This window comes from Mycobacterium sp. NGS27 (genome assembly GCF_059813005.1).
The window spans coordinates 63,684-80,055 of sequence record NZ_JCALDT010000005.1 but is presented as its reverse complement, the minus strand read 5'-3'; the positions used below and the strand labels follow the sequence as shown (position 1 = coordinate 80,055).

Genomic DNA, 16,372 nt, shown 5'->3' with positions numbered 1-16,372 from the left:
ATGGCGGATCGCCCGGAGAAGTCCGCGAACGACACGCGGTGGCGTGAAGCGGGCGATCGCATCCAGACGCTGCTCGATTCGTGCGCGGCAGGTGGGACCGCCGCGTATGACCGTGCGCAGCAACTGGTTCGAGAGGTAGTCGGGCTGTACGGTGCCGGGCTGGAACGGATCGTGCGGATGGCCGGCGATCCCGCGCCGGAAGGGGGGCTGGTCGAGCGGCTGGCCACCGACGACCTGGTGGCCAGCCTGCTCCTGGTGCACGGTCTGCATCCGCACGACGTACACCGCAGGGTGTCCGCCGCGCTGGACCGGGTGCGGCCCTACCTGGGTTCGCACGGCGGCGACGTCGACCTGCTCGAGGTCGTTCCGGGCGACCGCCCGCAAGATCTCACCGTGCGGCTGGCCTTCAAGGGCAGCTGCAAGAGCTGTCCGTCCTCCGCGGTGACGCTGGAGCTGGCCGTGCAGGATGCGGTCCGCGCGGCCGCGCCGGAGATCTCCTCGATCGAGGTGGTGACCGCCGAGACCGCACCGGCGAATGTCATTCCCGCCGAATCGCTTCTGACGCGCCTGCATTCCAACGGCCAGGGGCCGACCGCCTGGCACCCGGCACCCGAACTCGCCGAGTTGGCATCCGGTGAAGTGGCGGGATTCGTGGTCGACGGGGTCACAGTGCTGGCCTGCCGTGTCGGTGACCAGACCTTCGCCTACCGGGATCACTGCCCGGTGTGTGACGACTCGCTGGCGGGTTCGAAACTGCAGGGTCGAACGCTGCGCTGCCCGCGCTGTGAAACGGACTTCGACGTGGTCGGTGCGGGAGCCGGTGTGGCAGATGCGTCGGGCGATCACCTGGACCCGATTCCGCTGTTGACGCGCGACGGAGTGCTGTCCGTGGCGTTGCGGACCGATCCGTTGGGTGCACCGGCATGAGCACCCCGTTCGATGTCCTGGCCCGCATCCGCAGCGACCGGCGCGCCCCAGAGCCGGCGGGCGAGCGCTGCGAGATGTGCGCGGAGTCGATCGCCGACGAACATCAGCACGTGGTCAATGTGGCCGGCCGCCAACTGATGTGCGTCTGTCGAGCCTGCTATCTGCTGTTCACCGACACCGAAGCCGACCTGCGTTACCGCGCGGTACCGGATCGGTATCTGTCGTTTCCCGACTTCGCGCTCGATCGCCTGGTGTGGGAAGCGTTGCAGATCCCCGTCGGGGTCGCCTTCTTCTTCACCAACTCCGCCCTCGCGCGCACCGTTGCCTTTTACCCGGGGCCGGCCGGGGCATGCGAATCCGAGCTGGACATGGAGGTCTGGGACACCATCCGCGGCGCCGACCCGCGGGTGAGCCTGCTGGCCGACGACGTGGAGGCGCTGCTGGTTCGAGTCGCCGACAGCGCCCAGGATGGCGAATTACCGCAGCCACAAACGTATCTGGTGCCCATCGATGCCTGCTACGAATTCGTCGGACGCCTGCGCCTGGTGTGGCGCGGCTTCGACGGCGGCCAGCAGGCCCGCGAATTCATCGACGACTTCTTCGACCGGCTCGCCGCCCGTGCCACCAGGACACCGCGATGAACGCGCCGATGAACGTGAGCTTCGCGGTCCTGGACGTGACCGCCGAACCCTACACCGTCAGCCCGGTCTTGACCGCCCGCGTCGGCGTCACCGCCAGCGGCGACGACCCCGTGCACGCCATCGCCCTGCGCTGCCAGGTCCGGATCGAGCCGCTGCGCCGCTCCTACTCCGACGACGAAGCGGCCGGACTGCTGGATCTGTTCGGCGGCCGCGAGCGCTGGGCCAGCACCCAACGCACCTTCCTGTGGCAGCATTGCGCCACGATGGTGCCGGGGTTCACCGGCCACACGACCGCGACCCTGCCTCTGGAATGCACCTACGACTTCGAGGTCGCCGCCGCCAAATATCTGCACGCGCTGCGCGACGGCGCGGTCCCGCTGCAATTCCTGTTCAGCGGCACGATTTTCGTCAACGCCGAGCGCGGATTCTCGGTGCAGCAGGTCTCGTGGGACTGCGAGGACAACTACGCGATGCCGGTCGCGGTCTGGCGCGACCTGGTCGCCCAGCACTATCCCAACACCGGATGGATTCGGCTGAGCCACGAGACCGTCGCGCAGCTGGCCGGTTACAAGTCCGCCCACGGGATGCTCGACTTCGACCGCGCGGTCACCTCGTTGCTGGACGTCACCGATCGTGAGGTGACGCGATGACATCGAGCTGGGATCGCGCTCGCGCCGTCGCCGACGCGGTGCTCTACGAAGGCTATCTGCTCTACCCGTACCGGGGGACGTCGAGCAAGAACCAATCACGCTGGCAATTCGGCGTTGTGGGGCCCCCGGGCGCCGCCGAATCCGGCCTGGGCGAAGACGACGCCATCGCCGCGGATTTCCTGGTCGACGACGCCCGGGCGCTGATGCTGGTGGTGCGGTTCCTGCAATTGCAGCACCGGCGGGCCGAACAAGCCACCGGTACAGGCGATTTCGTACCCGTCGACGAACTGCGGACCCCGGCCGGCTCGTGGCTGACCTGGGACGAAGCCGTGGAACGCGAGATCTCCTTCGGCCCCCTCGCGTTCGACGATCAACCCTTGGCGCTGCCCTTGACGGCCGGCGCGGCAACCGACGTCGAAGCGGTGGACGGCGGCCGCCTGGTTCGCGAACGCCACGAGATACGCGGCCTATTGACCGTCACCAGCGAGCCCGACGGTGGCCTACGGCGGGTCTCGGTGCGGGTGGCCAACATCGGTGCACCCGCACGCGACAAAGGCGACGCGATCGCGCGTTCCATGATCGGTACCCACCTCCTCGCCGAAGTGGTTGGCGGCCGGTTCATCTCACTGCTCGAGCCGCCACCGTCCGCAGCCGAGGCGGCGTCCCGGTGCGGCCGGCATCGCTGCTTCCCGGTGCTCGCGGGCGCGCCGGGCACCGACGACATGCTGCTGATCTCACCGATCATCCTCTACGACCACCCCGAGGTCGCCGAACAGAGCGACACCGCCCTGTACGACTGCACGGAGATCGACGAGATCCTCACCCTGCGCGTGATGACCATGACCGATGAGGAGAAGGCGCAGGCCCGGGCGACCGACCCGCGCGCCGCGCGCATCATCGACGAATGCGACGCCATGTCGCCCGAGGCCATGACGCGATTGCACGGGGTGCTGCGCGATCCGCACTCGCTCAACGTCCCCGCCGGCCTGGTACCCGAGATCCCCGAGGGAGTGGATTGGTGGAACCCATTGGCAGACACCGCCGTCCGTCCGGAGGTCGACGCGGTGCTGGTGAACGGGATCCGGATCGCGCGAGGCAGCAGGGTCCGGTTGCGCCCACGGCGCAACGCCGACGCCCAGGACATCTTCGTCGCCGGCAAGACCGCCCGCGTCACGTCGGTGCACGAGGACGTCGAAGGCAACAAGCACGTCGGCGTCGTCGTCGACGAGGACCCGGCCGCGGACCTGCACGACTGGTATGGCCGCTATTTGTACTTCTCCCCCGACGAAGTCGAACCGCTGCAAACTCAGCACAGCACAAACCCCTGAAGGGAGTTCACTATGGAAGTCCTCGGTTGGATCTTCATCGCCATCGTCGCGCTGGTGGCAGCGATCGGGCTGGCGCTCGGCGCGATATCGGTTCCGGACGCCCGACGTTATCTCAAGTTGAGGCGGATGTAACCGACGCGAGTGCCACTATGACGACGCGCATCCTGGTAGCCGGGATCGGCAATATCTTCCTGGGCGACGACGGGTTCGGCTCGGAAGTCGTTCGCAATGCCGATCTGCCCCAGGACGATCCGATGGTCCAGGTCATCGACTACGGAATCCGGGGCATGCACCTCGCGTATGACCTGCTCGAAGAGTGGGACACGCTGGTCCTGGTCGACGCCGTGCCGAGCCGGGGCCATCCCGGCACGCTGCACGTCTTTCAGGCCGACCACGAGTCGTCGTCCGGGCCGGACGGCCTTGACGGGCACAGCATGGACCCGGCCGCGGTCTTCGCCAGCCTGCGAGCGTTGGGTGGCCGGCCGCCCTACACCGTGGTGGTCGGCTGCGAGGCGGGCAGCGTCCAGGAGGGCATCGGCCTCACCGAACCGGTCGCGCAGGCCGTCCCGCGGGCGGCGCGGGCGGTGGAAGAGATCGTCGCGGCGTTGCAGGCCGCGCCGTCGGCGGCCGAAAAGGGGTGCTGAGCCATGTGTTTGGGCATACCCGGAAAGGTCATCGAAATGCTGGACGGTTTCGAGGGACAGCTCGCGCTCGTCGACGTCGCCGGTGAACAGCGCAAGGTCAACGTCGGCATGTTGCCGGAGGAGACGTTCGCGCCCGGCGACTGGGTGATCATCCACATGGGCTTCGTCGTCGAGAAGACCGATCAGGCCGGGGCCGAACGGGCCATGGCGGGCCTGGAACTGATGGGCCGCGGCCGCACGGACCTGACACCGCACCCTGGGAGCCGGTTGAGATGACCGATACCCCACTGCTGTTGCGTCACGGCACCGCTGACACCCGGCAGCGCGTCACGGTGACCGGCGTGGTGCAGGGGGTCGGCTTCCGTCCGTTCGTGCACCGGATCGCGACCGAACTGGGTCTGGCCGGATTCGTCGGTAACGACTCGGGTGCGGTGTTTCTCGAGGTGCAGGGCCGGCCCGCCGCGCTGAAGGAATTCACCCGCCGGCTGCGTGCGGAGGCCCCGCCCTTGGCGCGGGTCACCGACGTGCGCGTCGCCGGCGTCGCCGCCGACCCCGCGTGCCGGCCCGAATTCCGGATCGTGCCAAGCCAATCGGCCACCGGCGCGACCAGCCCGATCCCACCCGACATCGCGGTGTGCGACGACTGCATCGCCGAACTGTTCGATCCGCTCGACCGGCGCTACCGGCATCCGTTCGTGACATGCACCAACTGCGGGCCTCGGTTCACCATCATCAGACAACTCCCGTACGACCGGCCGGCCACCACGATGTCGGGGTTCGCCATGTGTGCGCGCTGCGCCGCCGAATATCACGATCCGGCGGATCGGCGATTCCACGCGCAGCCGATCGCCTGCCCGGGCTGCGGGCCGAGCCTCTGGTTCGCATCACCGGCCGGCCGGGTGAGCGGGGCGGACGCGGCGCTGGGCGCGACGCAGGTCGCGCTGGCATCAGGCGCCGTGGTGGCCATCAAGGGCGTCGGCGGCTATCACCTGGCCTGCGCGGTCGACGACGAGGCGGCGGTGGACGCATTGCGCGCGCGGAAAGCGCGTGGCGCCAAGCCGTTCGCCATGCTGGTGCGCGATCTCGACGTGGCGCGACGTTACGCCCACGTCGACGGCGCCGAGGCCGCGGTGCTGTCCAGTCCGGCCCGCCCGATCGTGTTACTGCGGCGGCGCGCCGGCGCTCCGGTCGCCGGGGCGGTCGCGCCCGGCAGCCCGCTGCTCGGGCTGATGCTGCCGTACTCCCCCCTCCATCACCTGCTGCTGGCGCCGGTCCCCGGAGCTTGCGGGACTGCACCCGATGCGCTGGTGCTGACCAGTGCCAACCGCTCCGATGAACCCATCTGCTTCACCGACGACGATGCCGCACAACGGCTTCCGGCGCTGTGCGACGCCGTGCTCGATCATGACCGCCCGATCCACGTGCCGTGTGACGACTCGGTGGTGCGCGTCGTCCACGACGAGCGCGGGGCCACCGAGCTGCCGATCCGCCGGTCCCGCGGCTACGCGCCGCTGCCGATCGACTTGAAGCTCCAGGCCCCCGCCGTGCTGGCCGTGGGCGGCGAACTGAAGAACACCTTCTGCCTCACCGACGGCCGCCGGGCCTACCTGTCCGGACACATCGGCGACATGGCCACCTGGGAGACGCTGCGCGCGTTCGAACGGGCGGTGAGCCAGCTCAGCGAAATCCGCGGCCGGCCAGTGCGGTTGGCCGCCGACCTGCATCCGGGCTATCACACCCGAAGCTGGGCCGAGCGTCAGGCGGACGAACGCCCGCTGGATCTGGTCCAGCACCACCACGCCCACGTCGTGTCGCTGCTGGCCGAACACGGGCGCCTCGGCGAACCCATCGTCGGGGTCTCCTTCGACGGCACCGGCTACGGACGCGACGAAACGATCTGGGGCGGTGAGATTCTCACCCTCGACACCCGAAGCCATCGCTTCGTCCGGGCCGGACACCTGGCGGCGGTGCCGCTGCCGGGTGGGGACGCGGCGGTGCGTAACCCCTGGCGGATGGCGCTGGCGCAGTTGTGGATGGCCGGCGTCGACTGGACCCCCGGCCTGGCGCCGGTGGCGGCCGCCACCGGCGACGAATTGCAGCTGATCCGTTCGCAATTGGAGACAGGGGCGGGTTGCGTGCCGTGTTCGAGCATGGGCCGGCTGTTCGACGCGGTCGCGTCCCTGCTCGGGGTGCGGCACCGCATCGACTACGAGGGGCAGGCCGCGATCGAGCTCGAGGCGCTGGCGGCCGGTCAAACGGGCACACAGCCGGTGTTGCCGCTCGTCGTGCGCCCCGACGGGGTGATCGATCCGGCCCCGATGGTGCGGGCCATGGTCGCGGCCCTGCGCGCCGGGACGTCATCACCGGTGCTCGCCGCGGCGTTTCACCGGGCCGTCGCCGCCGCGGTCGCCGAGGCCGTCGCCCTGGTGGCGGGCGGCACCACGCTGGTGGGTCTCACCGGCGGGGTGTTTCAGAACGTCCTGTTGCTCGGTGCGTGCCGTGCACTTCTGCGGCACAACGGCTTTGAGGTTCTTACTCATCACACCGTGCCGCCGAATGACGGGGGGCTGGCCCTGGGCCAGGCCGCGGTCGCGGTGCTGACCGCAAACGAGGAGGCGCCGGCGCGATGATCACCACCGCCATCGATCGCGGGCTGAGTTCCGAACTGGCCGAAGAGCTCGCCGCCACCGCTCTGACCCTGGCCAAGCGATTCGCCGCGGGCGCCACGATGTGGTCCATCGCGCCATCGTGGGAACCCCACGCCCTGCACATCGCGGTCGAATTCGTCCATCCGGTCATCATGGGCAAGCGGGCCCTGCCGGCCGTCGCGCTGACCGGGCCCAATCTGGTTGACCTGGTGCGGGTATCGGTTCGGCCCGGCGACATCGTGGTCGCGATCGCCGGAGCGGACAATGCGGAGGTCCGCTCGGTGATGCGACGCGGCCCGGCCTGGGGCGCCACCACCATCTGGATCGGCAGCGGCGCGCCGCCCGCGGCGGGCGCGGCGGATCACGTGCTGTGGCTGGATGATCCCGACCCGCGCGTGCCCGCCACCGGTGGCTTCGTGCTGTTCTACCACCTGTTGTGGGAGCTGACCCATGTGTGTTTCGAGCATTCCGGGTTGCTCAAGCCCGACGACGACAACGGGGCGTGTGTCACGTGCAGCGACGAGGGCCGACCGGGCGAGGTCGTGAGCGCGCCGGTCGACGGCGAGGCAAGGGTACGCACGGCGCGGGGACTCGAAGACGTGGTCACCACACTGGTCGATCCCGTCGCGCCCGGCGATCTGGTGCTGGTGCACGCCGGCACGGCGATCGGCCGCATCGACGAGGAGGACGTTTCATGAGCCCCACCGACGAACCCACCAACTTCCTGTATCCGTTCATCGACGCCGAAGAGGACGACGCCTCCGCGCTGCTCGCCGACCTGGCCGCGTCCGCGCAGGCCAAGGCGTCCGAAAGCGTGGCGCTGCGGCGCGCCACGCTGGAAGCCAACGCCGGCCTGCTGAAGTCGGCCGCCGCCGAGGTGGCGCGCCGATTCGCCGCCGGCGGAAGGATGTTCACCTTCGGCAACGGCGGCAGTTGCACCGACTGCACCACGCTGGCGCGATTGTTCGCGCGGCCACCGCTCGGCAAGCCGCTTCCGGCGTGGTCGCTGACAGCCGATCAGGCGATCCTGACCGCACTGGGCAATGACGTCGGTTTCGAGTTGGTGTTCGCGCGGCAGCTGATCGCCCGCGCGAGGGACGGCGACATCGCGATCGCTCTTTCGACCAGTGGCAATTCGCCCAACCTGTTGACCGCGTTGGCCGAGGCGCGCAACCGCGGCCTGTACACCATCGGGTTCGCCGGCTACGACGGCGGCGCGTTCGTGGACAACCCGAACGTGGACGCCTGCTTCGTCGTTCGTTCGCAGAGCGTGCACCGCATTCAGGAATCGCAGGCGCTGGTGGGTTATCAGTTGTGGCTGGCGGTTCACGAATGTCTGGGCGGCGACCAAGGTTTGGGGGCGGCATGATGAACAGGCCGGCGGGTGACTACCTTTCGTCGGGACCGCGGTTCGGCGAAGGGGAAGTGATCGAGCGGATCGAGTCGTTCCGCCGCCGACGCCCCCGACTCCTCGACGACCATGTGACCCTGGCGCACGGGGCGGGCGGCAAGGCGTCGGCGGCGCTGGTGGACGCGGTGTTCGTGGAGGCGTTTCGCAATCCGTTGCTCGAATCGCTGGGCGACGGCGCCGTTTTGGCCCTGCCCAGCGGCGAGCGGGTGGCGATGTCGACGGATTCTTTTGTGGTGCAGCCCCGCCGGTTTCCCGGCGGGTCCATCGGCGAACTGGCCGTCAACGGCACCTGCAACGACCTGGCGGTGGCCGGTGCCGTGCCGTCCTGGATCTCGGCGGCGTTCGTGCTCGAAGAGGGTTTCCCCATCGCGGAATTGAGGGAGATCGTCGCCGACATGGCCGCCGCGGCCGCGGCGGCCGGCGTGCAAATCGTCACCGGCGACACCAAGGTGGTACCCAAGGGCGCGGCCGACGGACTGTTCATCACCACCGCCGGAACCGGCGTCATCCCGGCGGGCCGCACGCTGTCGGCACAGTCGGTGCGGTCCGGGGACAAGGTGCTGCTGTCGGGGTCGATGGGCGATCACGGCATGGCGGTGATGCTCGCCCGGGGCGACCTGGCCATCGAGGCCGACATCGCCTCCGACACCGCGTCGGTCAGCCCGTTGGTGGAGTCGTTGCTGGCGGCCGCCCCGTCCACCCGATGGATGCGTGACGCGACACGGGGCGGCGTGGGAACGGTGTGCAACGAGCTGGCCCAGGCCTGCGGCCTCGGGGTGCTGCTCGACGAGGAGCGACTTCCGTTGGCGCCCATGGTCAATGGCGCCTGCGAATTGCTGGGCATCGACCCACTTTACGTCGCCAACGAAGGCAAATTCGTGGCCGTCGTCGCGCCGGAGGAGGCCGAGGCCGGGCTGGCCGCGTTGCGGTCGCAGCCGCTGGGCGCCGGCGCGGCCGAGGTCGGGCAAATCGTCACCGAACCCGCCGAGAGCGTGGTGCTGCGCACCGGGTTCGGCGGCACCCGCATCGTCGACATGCTCGTCGGTGATCCGTTGCCGCGGATCTGCTAGGAGGTAATCAGATGTGTCTGGGAATTCCGGGCCGGATCGTGGAGATCACCGATCCCGCCAACTGTTTGGCCAAGGTCGACGTCAGTGGCGTGCAGCGGGCGATCAGTGTCCGGCTGCTGGAGAACGACATGCCCGCACCGGACGACTGGGTGCTGGTGCACGTCGGGTTCGCGATGGCCAAGATCGACGAGACCGAGGCGCTGCTGACCCTGGCCGCCATCAAGAAACTCGGTGACGCCTACGCCACCGAAATGCAGGCCTTCGATTCGTCGGCCATCGTTTAACGAGGAGCGGCAATGAAATTCGTTGACGAATTCCGCGACCCGGCTGCGGCGCGCAAGCTGCTGACGGCCATCGAGCACCTGGCCGGGACAGGCGGTGAGGAGTTCAAGTTCATGGAGGTGTGCGGCGGGCACACGCACACCATCTACCGGCACGGTATCGAACACCTGCTGCCCGACAACGTCGAACTGGTGCACGGCCCGGGCTGCCCGGTCTGCGTGATCCCGATGGGCCGCATCGACGACGCGATGTGGCTGGCCGGCCAGCCCGACGTGATCTTCACCTGTTTCGGGGACATGATGCGCGTGCCCGGCTCGCACGGCAGCCTGCTGGATGCCAAGGCCCGCGGGGCCGACGTGCGATTCGTCTACTCGCCACTGGACGCGCTGAAGATCGCGGTCGACCATCCCGACAAGCAAATCGTGTTCTTCGCCATCGGTTTCGAGACCACCGCCCCGTCGACCGCGGTGACGCTCGTGCGGGCGCGCGAGTTGGGCCTGCCCAATTTCAGCGTCTTCTGCAACCATGTCACGATCGTGCCGCCGATCAGGGCCATCCTGGAGTCGCCGGACCTGCGGCTGTCGGGGTTCATCGGCCCCGGCCACGTGTCCACCGTGGTGGGCAACCGGCCCTACCGGTTCGTTCCCGAGGTGTATCGAAAGCCATTGGTGGTGGCCGGTTTCGAGCCGCTGGACATCCTGGCCTCGGTCGCGATGCTGCTGCGCCAGATCCGCGAGGGCCGCTGCGAGGTGGAGAACCAGTACAAGCGCGTGGTGCCCGAGCATGGCAACCCGGCGGCGCTGGCGCTGATGGGCAAGGTGTTCGCGCTGCGTCCGCACTTCGAATGGCGCGGGCTCGGCTTCATCTCTCAAAGCGCGCTGCGGCTGCACGACGATTTCGCCGAGTTCGACGCCGAGTTGCGGTTCGCCATGCCCGGCGTGCGGGTCGCCGACCCGAAGGCCTGCCAGTGCGGCGAGGTGCTCAAGGGGGTGCTCAAGCCCTGGGAATGCAAGGTTTTCGGCACGGCATGCACACCGGAGACCCCGATCGGGACGTGCATGGTCTCGCCGGAGGGGGCTTGCGCGGCGTACTACAACTTCGGCCGCATGCACCGCGACGCCGTCAAGCTGGTGGGGCGCACTTGACCCCTGACCAGGGCGCAGAGATGTTCGCCCGCTACGCCTATGCGCCCAACGCGCTCGGCTATTGCGGTCCGCCGTTGGGGGCCACCCTGCGCGACGGTTCGGTCGCCGAGGTGCGCAGGGCAGCGACGAAATTCTCGGGCGCATGGCCGTATCTGCTGGTGCTGTCGAAGCTCACCGGCATCGCCGACCCGCTGGATTATCGTCTGGTCGAGGCGTATTGGCTCGGCGGCGGCGTCGCCGCCGACCTCGACCCCCAGGAGTTCGTTGCCGCGCTGCTCGCGATCATCGGCCCACAGGCGGGCCACTACTGGGCGCACCTCACCACGGATCTGGCGTGCGAGGCCGCCGGCAACCACAGCTTCCACGTGTTCGGGGTGTATCCGTGGACGCGGTTCTTAGGCGGCGGAGGCCGCAAAATCAATGTCGAGCAGCCGCTGAACGTGCTCGACAACTGCCGGATCACCTCCGGCACAGTGCTTTCCCGCGACGGCGACCGCGTCGAGGTGTTGTGCCGAAGGCTCGCGTGGGACGGTCGGGCCCTCACCCTGTCGGCACCGTCGGCGCGCGCCCTCGAGGTGTGGGCCGACGGGTACAGCGCGGTGCCCGACGTGGCCGCCGGTGATGTGGTGGCGATGCACTGGGGCCGGTTGTGCGGGCGGCTGTCGCCGGCGCAGGTTCGCGCGCTCAGGGACAGCACCGATCGGCAGCTGCTGGTGACCGGCCGGCGACTGGCGCGCGTCTGACTTCGCCGCCAGACTGGCCCGGTGCCCGGTTCCCTGTGCGACGTGCTGCCCGCCGCGGCCGCCCTGCTCGAGATCGAGGATGCCGTCGACAAGTTGGCGGTGGCGGACTGGGTGGGCGCCCGCGTCGACCGGGTCCTGGTCATGCTGGTGGACGGGCTGGGCTGGCACCTGCTGCCCCAGCTGGCCGGCGGCGCGCCGCTGCTGGCGTCCGTGCTGGGCGGCGCCACCGGGCGGCTGACCCAGCTGGACTGCACATTCCCCTCGACCACGCCGACCAGCCTGGTGTCGTTGTGCACCGGCGCGCTGCCCGGCGAGCACGGCATCCTGGGTTTCACGCTGAGGGTGCCCGGCACCGATCGGGTGCTCACCCACGTCCGGTGGCGTGACGACCCGCCCCCCGCCCTGTGGCAGCCGGTGCCGACCTGGTTCGAACGGCTCAAGAACGCCGGCGTGAGCGCCCGCGCCGTGCTGCCGGCGGTGTTCATCGGTAGCGGACTGACCGAGGCCGCGTACCGGGGCGCCGAATTGCATCCGGCCACCCCCACCGACGACTACGCGCGCCTGCTGGCCGACCAGCTGCGCGCTGCGCCCGGGCTGGTGTACGGCTACACCGCGGACCTCGACACCGCCGCCCATATCTTCGGTATCGGCTCTGACCAGTGGCACACCGCGGCGGCGAACGTCGATGCGCTGCTGTCCCGCCTGCTCGACGCGCTGCCCGCGAACACGGCGGTGCTGGTGACCGCCGATCACGGGGGCATCAACGTCCCACCCGAGGCCCGCGTCGACCTCGACACCGACCCCAGGCTGGCCGACGGGATCCGGGTGGTGGCCGGCGAGGCTCGGGTCCGGTATCTGCACACCGAGCCGGGCGCCGCCGGCGACGTGCAGGCCGTGTGGAGCGAGCTGCTGGACGGACGCGCCACCGTGTACAGCCGCGAGCAGGCCGTGGCCTCCGGCATGTTCGGCCCGGTCACCGCGCGACACGCCGAGCGGCTCGGCGACGTGGTGGTGGTTTGTTCCGGCGACACCGCGGTGCTGGCCAGCGCGCATGAGCCTCCGGAAATGTCTCGCCTGATCGGCTTCCACGGTGGGGCCACGGCCGCGGAGATGGCGATTCCGCTCATCGCCTTTCGCGCGTAGAACACACAACGGACTCGGATCGAGCTCACAGCTCGCTGGGACCGTTCACCGATTTCGGCGCGGTACATTCGGTGCACTGTGGCTTTCCGGGGTGTCGGTGAAACTCGGCGATGGCAGCGTGTCATCGCGGTTGCCGCAGCTCTGGGAGCGTTCATCGCCCTGGCCACGGGGTCCGCGCTGCGACAAGGTGTCGCGGCGGCGGCACCGCCGGAGCCGACGGCTTGGTCGGCGTCAACCGTCGACGCGCACGCCGGACCGATGCCCGGCCGCCTTGCCGCCCTCAGCCGACCCGCCTCGACCGTTTCGCTGCCTTCGGCGCCGGCGAACAAGACCAACAAGAAGCCGCTCGGCCGCGCGTGGATGACGAAAGAGCGACCGCTCACCTGGAACCGCTTGTCGGCGCAATCCTTGCTGACGCCGGTGCCATTGTCGTTCACCCCGATCGTGTTCGCCCCCGGCGGCGCCCGATCCCGCGCACCTGCGGCCATTGCGTTCGACCGAGACATCTTGACCGAGGTCTGCGTCGCCCGCCGCTGATCGTTGCGCCCACGCCCAGCGGCTCGTAACCCTCATGGCTATCTCGTGAAAGAAGACCCTCATGTTTTCGGGCAGCACCGACACCGCCACAGGCAGGCGGAGGCCGTAATGGATTTCGCGACGTTACCTCCGGAGACCAGCTCCGGGCTGATGTATTCCGGCCCCGGCGCCGGATCGATGATGCGCGCCGCCGCGGCGTGGGAAGCGTTGGCGGCGCGGCTGTTCAGCGCGGCGGCCGACTGCCGGGCGGTGACGGCACGGCTGGGGAGCGGCGCCGAGGGCGCGGCACTCACCCAAGCCGCGACCCGCTACTCGGACTGGCTCGATGCCGTCGCAGGCCGAAGTGAGCGCGCGGCCACCGGGCTCGAGGCGGCGGCCCGCGCGCATCGGTCGGCCGTCACAGCGACCGTGCCGCCACCGGCGATCGCCGGCAACCGCACGCAACGAAGGTCGCTGGTGTCGACGAATTGTCTGGGCCACCAGAGCGCGGCGATCGCGAACGTCGACGCCGAGTACGACGCGATGTGGGTGCAGAACGCCCACGCCATGCGCGCCTACGCGAGGTCCGCGGCGCGCGCCGTGACCCTGGCTCCCTTCCCCGCTCCGCCCGGCAATGTTCATTTGACGAAACGCAATTGGGCTCTCCGGTCGGCGCCGGACGTCACATCGGCGGGCCGCGAAGTGATGTCGGTGATACCTGGGGCGCTGCGCGGCCTGTCGTCGTCACCGCTGACAACGTTCGCAGCGTCGCTGGCCGCGGTCACCCCGACGCTGTCGAAGCTGAATTCACTGACCGCGCCGTCGGACTTCGCGATCGGTCACCTCAATGCGATGAACAAAACGGCGGCGCTGCACTCGCTGTTCCCAAAGCCGGCCGCCACCAGCGTGGTCAGCGCCGGCCTGGGCCGGGCAACGCCGGTCGGTGGGCTGTCGGTGCCGCGGACTTGGACAACCGCGGCTCCCGCGCGGCAGCGGCTGCGCGGGGCCTGGGTCGGCGAGCCCATCCACCTGGTCAGCGAGCCGCCCGGCACCCAAGCGGCCGACACGTACGGAGGTTAAAGCGGGGTGACGTAGGCCGCGCTGATGCCGCCGTCGACCATGAACGTCGACGCGGTGATGAATGACGCGTCATCGCTCGCCAAAAACGCCACCGCGGAAGCGATTTCGCCGGGGTCGGCGAAGCGGCCGACCGGGACGTGCACCAGCCGGCGGGCGGCCCGCTCGGGATCCTTGGCGAAAAGCTCCTGCAGCAGCGGGGTGTTGACCGGGCCGGGGCACAGCGCGTTGACCCGGACGCCCTGCCGGGCGAACTGCACGCCCAGCTCGCGCGACATCGCCAGCACCCCACCCTTGGAGGCGGTGTAGGAGATCTGCGACGTCGCCGACCCCAGCACGGCCACGAACGACGCCGTGTTGATGATCGAGCCTTTCCGCGCGGGAACCATGTGCCGCAACGCCGCCCGGCAGCACAGGTACACCGACTTCAGGTTGACGTCCTGGACGCGTTGCCACGCCGGCAGTTCGGTGTTCTCGATGAGGTCGTCGTCGGGCGGTGAGATGCCGGCGTTGTTGAACGCGATGTCGATGCGCCCGTGGGCCCGCGCCGCGGCATCGAACAGCGCATCGACCGCGGCCTCGTCGGAAACATCGGTGGGCACGAACAGGCCGGACAGTTCGTCGGCCGCCGCGCCGCCGGCGTCACCGTCGATGTCGCCGACGACGATCGTGGCGCCCTCGGCATGCATCCGCCGCGCCGCGGCCAGCCCGATACCTCCGCCGGCGCCGGTCACGACGGCCACGCGGCCCGCCAATCGTTCAGTGAGATCGACCGCCACCGCCTACTCCTCTTCGATCGCGATGAACACGTTCTTGGTCTCGGTGAAATTCAGCGGCGCATCCGGTCCCAGCTCGCGGCCCAGCCCCGACTGCTTGAACCCGCCGAACGGCGTGTTGTAGCGAACGGACGAGTGCGAATTCACCGATAGATTCCCGGATTCGATCGCCCGGGAAACGCGCAGCGCGCGAGACAGGTCGTCGGTCCAGATCGATCCGGACAGCCCGTAGCTGGTGTCGTTGGCCAGGGCGACGGCGTCGTGCTCGTCGTCGAAGGGCAGCACCGTGACGACCGGGCCGAAGATCTCGTCGGTGACGCAACGGTCGGTGCGCTGCGGCGTCAAAACGGTTGGCGGGAACCAGAACCCACGTCCGGCCGGCGCGGTGCCGCGAAACGCGACCGGGGCGTCGTCGGGCACATAGGACGCCACCTTGTCCCGGTGAGCGGCCGACACCAGCGGCCCCATCTCGGTGTCCCGGGACGCCGGGTCGCCGACCACGACGCTGGTGACGGCGGGCTCGAGCAGCTCCATGAACCGGTCATAGACGCTGCGCTGCACCAGGATTCGGCTGCGGGCGCAGCAGTCCTGGCCCGCATTGTCGAACACCCCGGCCGGTGCCGTCGCGGCGGCGCGCTCGAGGTCGCAGTCGGCGAACACGATGTTGGCGCTCTTGCCGCCCAGTTCCAGGGTCACCCGCTTCACCTGGGCGGCCGCACCGGCCATCACCGTCTTGCCGACGCCGGTGGAACCGGTGAACACGATCTTGCGGATGTCGGGGTGGGTCACGAACCGCTGCCCCACCACCGGGCCCCGCCCCGGCAGCACCTGCAGCAGGTCCGCGTCGAGCCCGGCCTGCGCCGCCAGCTCACCGAGCCGGATCGTGGTCAGCGGCGTGGCCTCCGCGGGTTTGATCAGCACGGCGTTGCCCGCGGCCAGTGCGGGTGCGAAGCCCCACGATGCGATGGGCATCGGAAAGTTCCACGGGGTGATCACACCGACCACGCCCATCGGTTCGTTGAACGTGACGTCCAGGCCACCGGCCACGGGAATCTGCTTGCCGGACAAGCGTTCCGGGCTCGCCGCGTAGAAGTTCAACACGTCGCGGACGTGACCGGCTTCCCATTCAGCTGCCGCGATGGGGTGCCCCGAGTTGGCGACTTCGAGTGCCGCCAGCTCGCCGAGATGGGTGTCGACGGCGGCGGCGAAGGCCCGCAATCCGGCGGCCCGCTCGGCCGGCGACAACCGCGCCCACCGCCGCTGGGCCGCCCGCGCCCGCCCGACCGCGTCGTCGACCGCGGCGACGTCGGCGTGCTCGACCGAGCGCAGCACCTCCTCGGTCGCCGGGTTGATCAGCTGCGTCGCGGTCAA

Annotated in this window: 19 protein-coding genes; 17 read left to right on the top strand and 2 right to left on the bottom strand. The window is 69.6% G+C overall.

The genetic code is table 11. From position 1 onward, the window contains the following. The 17 genes from AC5Y30_RS14740 to AC5Y30_RS14660 all read left to right on the top strand — a co-directional run bounded on the left by AC5Y30_RS14740 (position 1) and on the right by AC5Y30_RS14660 (position 14,228). On the top strand, positions 1–927 hold the full coding sequence (locus AC5Y30_RS14740) for a NifU-related iron-sulfur-binding protein (RefSeq protein WP_499919228.1): 927 nt from the start codon (positions 1–3) through the stop codon (positions 925–927). Then, complete coding sequence (locus tag AC5Y30_RS14735) at positions 924–1,568, top strand: DUF5947 family protein (RefSeq protein WP_499919224.1); 645 nt, start codon at positions 924–926, stop codon at positions 1,566–1,568. Before AC5Y30_RS14740 ends, AC5Y30_RS14735 begins: the two co-directional genes overlap by 4 nt. After that, positions 1,565–2,218: a DUF6084 family protein gene (locus AC5Y30_RS14730; RefSeq protein ID WP_499919223.1), complete on the top strand. Its 654-nt coding sequence runs from the start codon at positions 1,565–1,567 to the stop codon at positions 2,216–2,218. Before AC5Y30_RS14735 ends, AC5Y30_RS14730 begins: the two co-directional genes overlap by 4 nt. Continuing rightward, a complete protein-coding gene (locus tag AC5Y30_RS14725; RefSeq protein WP_499919221.1) occupies positions 2,215–3,546 on the top strand; it encodes a hypothetical protein in 1,332 nt (443 codons plus the stop codon). The genes AC5Y30_RS14730 and AC5Y30_RS14725 overlap by 4 nt, the downstream gene beginning before the upstream one ends. Before the next feature lie 12 nt (positions 3,547–3,558). Continuing rightward, a complete protein-coding gene (locus AC5Y30_RS14720) occupies positions 3,559–3,678 on the top strand; it encodes a DUF6893 family small protein (RefSeq protein WP_499919218.1) in 120 nt (39 codons plus the stop codon). A 17-nt stretch (positions 3,679–3,695) separates the two neighbouring features. After that, entirely contained in the window at positions 3,696–4,190 is a 495-nt protein-coding gene (locus tag AC5Y30_RS14715) for a hydrogenase maturation protease (protein WP_499919216.1), read from the top strand. Positions 4,191–4,193: 3 nt separating this feature from the next. Then, positions 4,194–4,466 (top strand): HypC/HybG/HupF family hydrogenase formation chaperone, encoded by a 273-nt coding sequence (locus AC5Y30_RS14710; RefSeq protein ID WP_499919214.1) that lies wholly within the window; start codon positions 4,194–4,196, stop codon positions 4,464–4,466. Further along, positions 4,463–6,820, top strand: a complete 2,358-nt coding sequence (gene hypF, locus AC5Y30_RS14705) for a carbamoyltransferase HypF (RefSeq protein WP_499919212.1) — start codon at positions 4,463–4,465, stop codon at positions 6,818–6,820. Before AC5Y30_RS14710 ends, hypF begins: the two co-directional genes overlap by 4 nt. Next, positions 6,817–7,536, top strand: coding sequence for a HypC/HybG/HupF family hydrogenase formation chaperone (locus AC5Y30_RS14700; RefSeq protein ID WP_499919209.1), 720 nt, complete (start codon positions 6,817–6,819; stop codon positions 7,534–7,536). The genes hypF and AC5Y30_RS14700 overlap by 4 nt, the downstream gene beginning before the upstream one ends. Next, positions 7,533–8,207 (top strand): D-sedoheptulose-7-phosphate isomerase, encoded by a 675-nt coding sequence (locus AC5Y30_RS14695; RefSeq protein WP_499919206.1) that lies wholly within the window; start codon positions 7,533–7,535, stop codon positions 8,205–8,207. The genes AC5Y30_RS14700 and AC5Y30_RS14695 overlap by 4 nt, the downstream gene beginning before the upstream one ends. Further along, on the top strand, positions 8,207–9,319 hold the full coding sequence (gene hypE / locus AC5Y30_RS14690) for a hydrogenase expression/formation protein HypE (protein ID WP_499919814.1): 1,113 nt from the start codon (positions 8,207–8,209) through the stop codon (positions 9,317–9,319). Before AC5Y30_RS14695 ends, hypE begins: the two co-directional genes overlap by 1 nt. Before the next feature lie 11 nt (positions 9,320–9,330). Next, positions 9,331–9,603, top strand: a complete 273-nt coding sequence (locus AC5Y30_RS14685; protein WP_499919202.1) for a HypC/HybG/HupF family hydrogenase formation chaperone — start codon at positions 9,331–9,333, stop codon at positions 9,601–9,603. 12 nt (positions 9,604–9,615) lie between these two features. Continuing rightward, positions 9,616–10,746 carry a hydrogenase formation protein HypD gene (hypD, locus tag AC5Y30_RS14680; RefSeq protein ID WP_499919198.1) on the top strand — a complete coding sequence of 377 codons (1,131 nt, stop codon included), beginning with the start codon at positions 9,616–9,618 and terminating at the stop codon, positions 10,744–10,746. Beyond that, the gene (locus tag AC5Y30_RS14675) at positions 10,743–11,489 is read left to right on the top strand and encodes a DUF6390 family protein (RefSeq protein WP_499919194.1); all 747 of its coding nucleotides are present in this window, start codon (positions 10,743–10,745) and stop codon (positions 11,487–11,489) included. Before hypD ends, AC5Y30_RS14675 begins: the two co-directional genes overlap by 4 nt. 21 nt (positions 11,490–11,510) lie before the next feature. Further along, positions 11,511–12,632, top strand: coding sequence for an alkaline phosphatase family protein (locus tag AC5Y30_RS14670; RefSeq protein WP_499919193.1), 1,122 nt, complete (start codon positions 11,511–11,513; stop codon positions 12,630–12,632). Between the two features lie 78 nt (positions 12,633–12,710). After that, a complete protein-coding gene (locus tag AC5Y30_RS14665; protein WP_499919191.1) occupies positions 12,711–13,169 on the top strand; it encodes a hypothetical protein in 459 nt (152 codons plus the stop codon). A gap of 108 nt (positions 13,170–13,277) precedes the next feature. Further along, positions 13,278–14,228: a PPE family protein gene (locus AC5Y30_RS14660; protein ID WP_499919189.1), complete on the top strand. Its 951-nt coding sequence runs from the start codon at positions 13,278–13,280 to the stop codon at positions 14,226–14,228. On the opposite strand, the gene AC5Y30_RS14655 is transcribed toward AC5Y30_RS14660, so the two are convergent. Together AC5Y30_RS14655 and AC5Y30_RS14650 are read right to left on the bottom strand one after the other, a co-directional pair. Then, entirely contained in the window at positions 14,225–15,004 is a 780-nt protein-coding gene (locus tag AC5Y30_RS14655; RefSeq protein ID WP_499919187.1) for a 3-oxoacyl-ACP reductase, read from the bottom strand. The two genes, AC5Y30_RS14660 and AC5Y30_RS14655, sit on opposite strands and share 4 nt — an antisense overlap. A 3-nt stretch (positions 15,005–15,007) precedes the next feature. Continuing rightward, positions 15,008–16,372: an aldehyde dehydrogenase family protein gene (locus tag AC5Y30_RS14650; RefSeq protein ID WP_499919186.1), complete on the bottom strand. Its 1,365-nt coding sequence runs from the start codon at positions 16,370–16,372 to the stop codon at positions 15,008–15,010.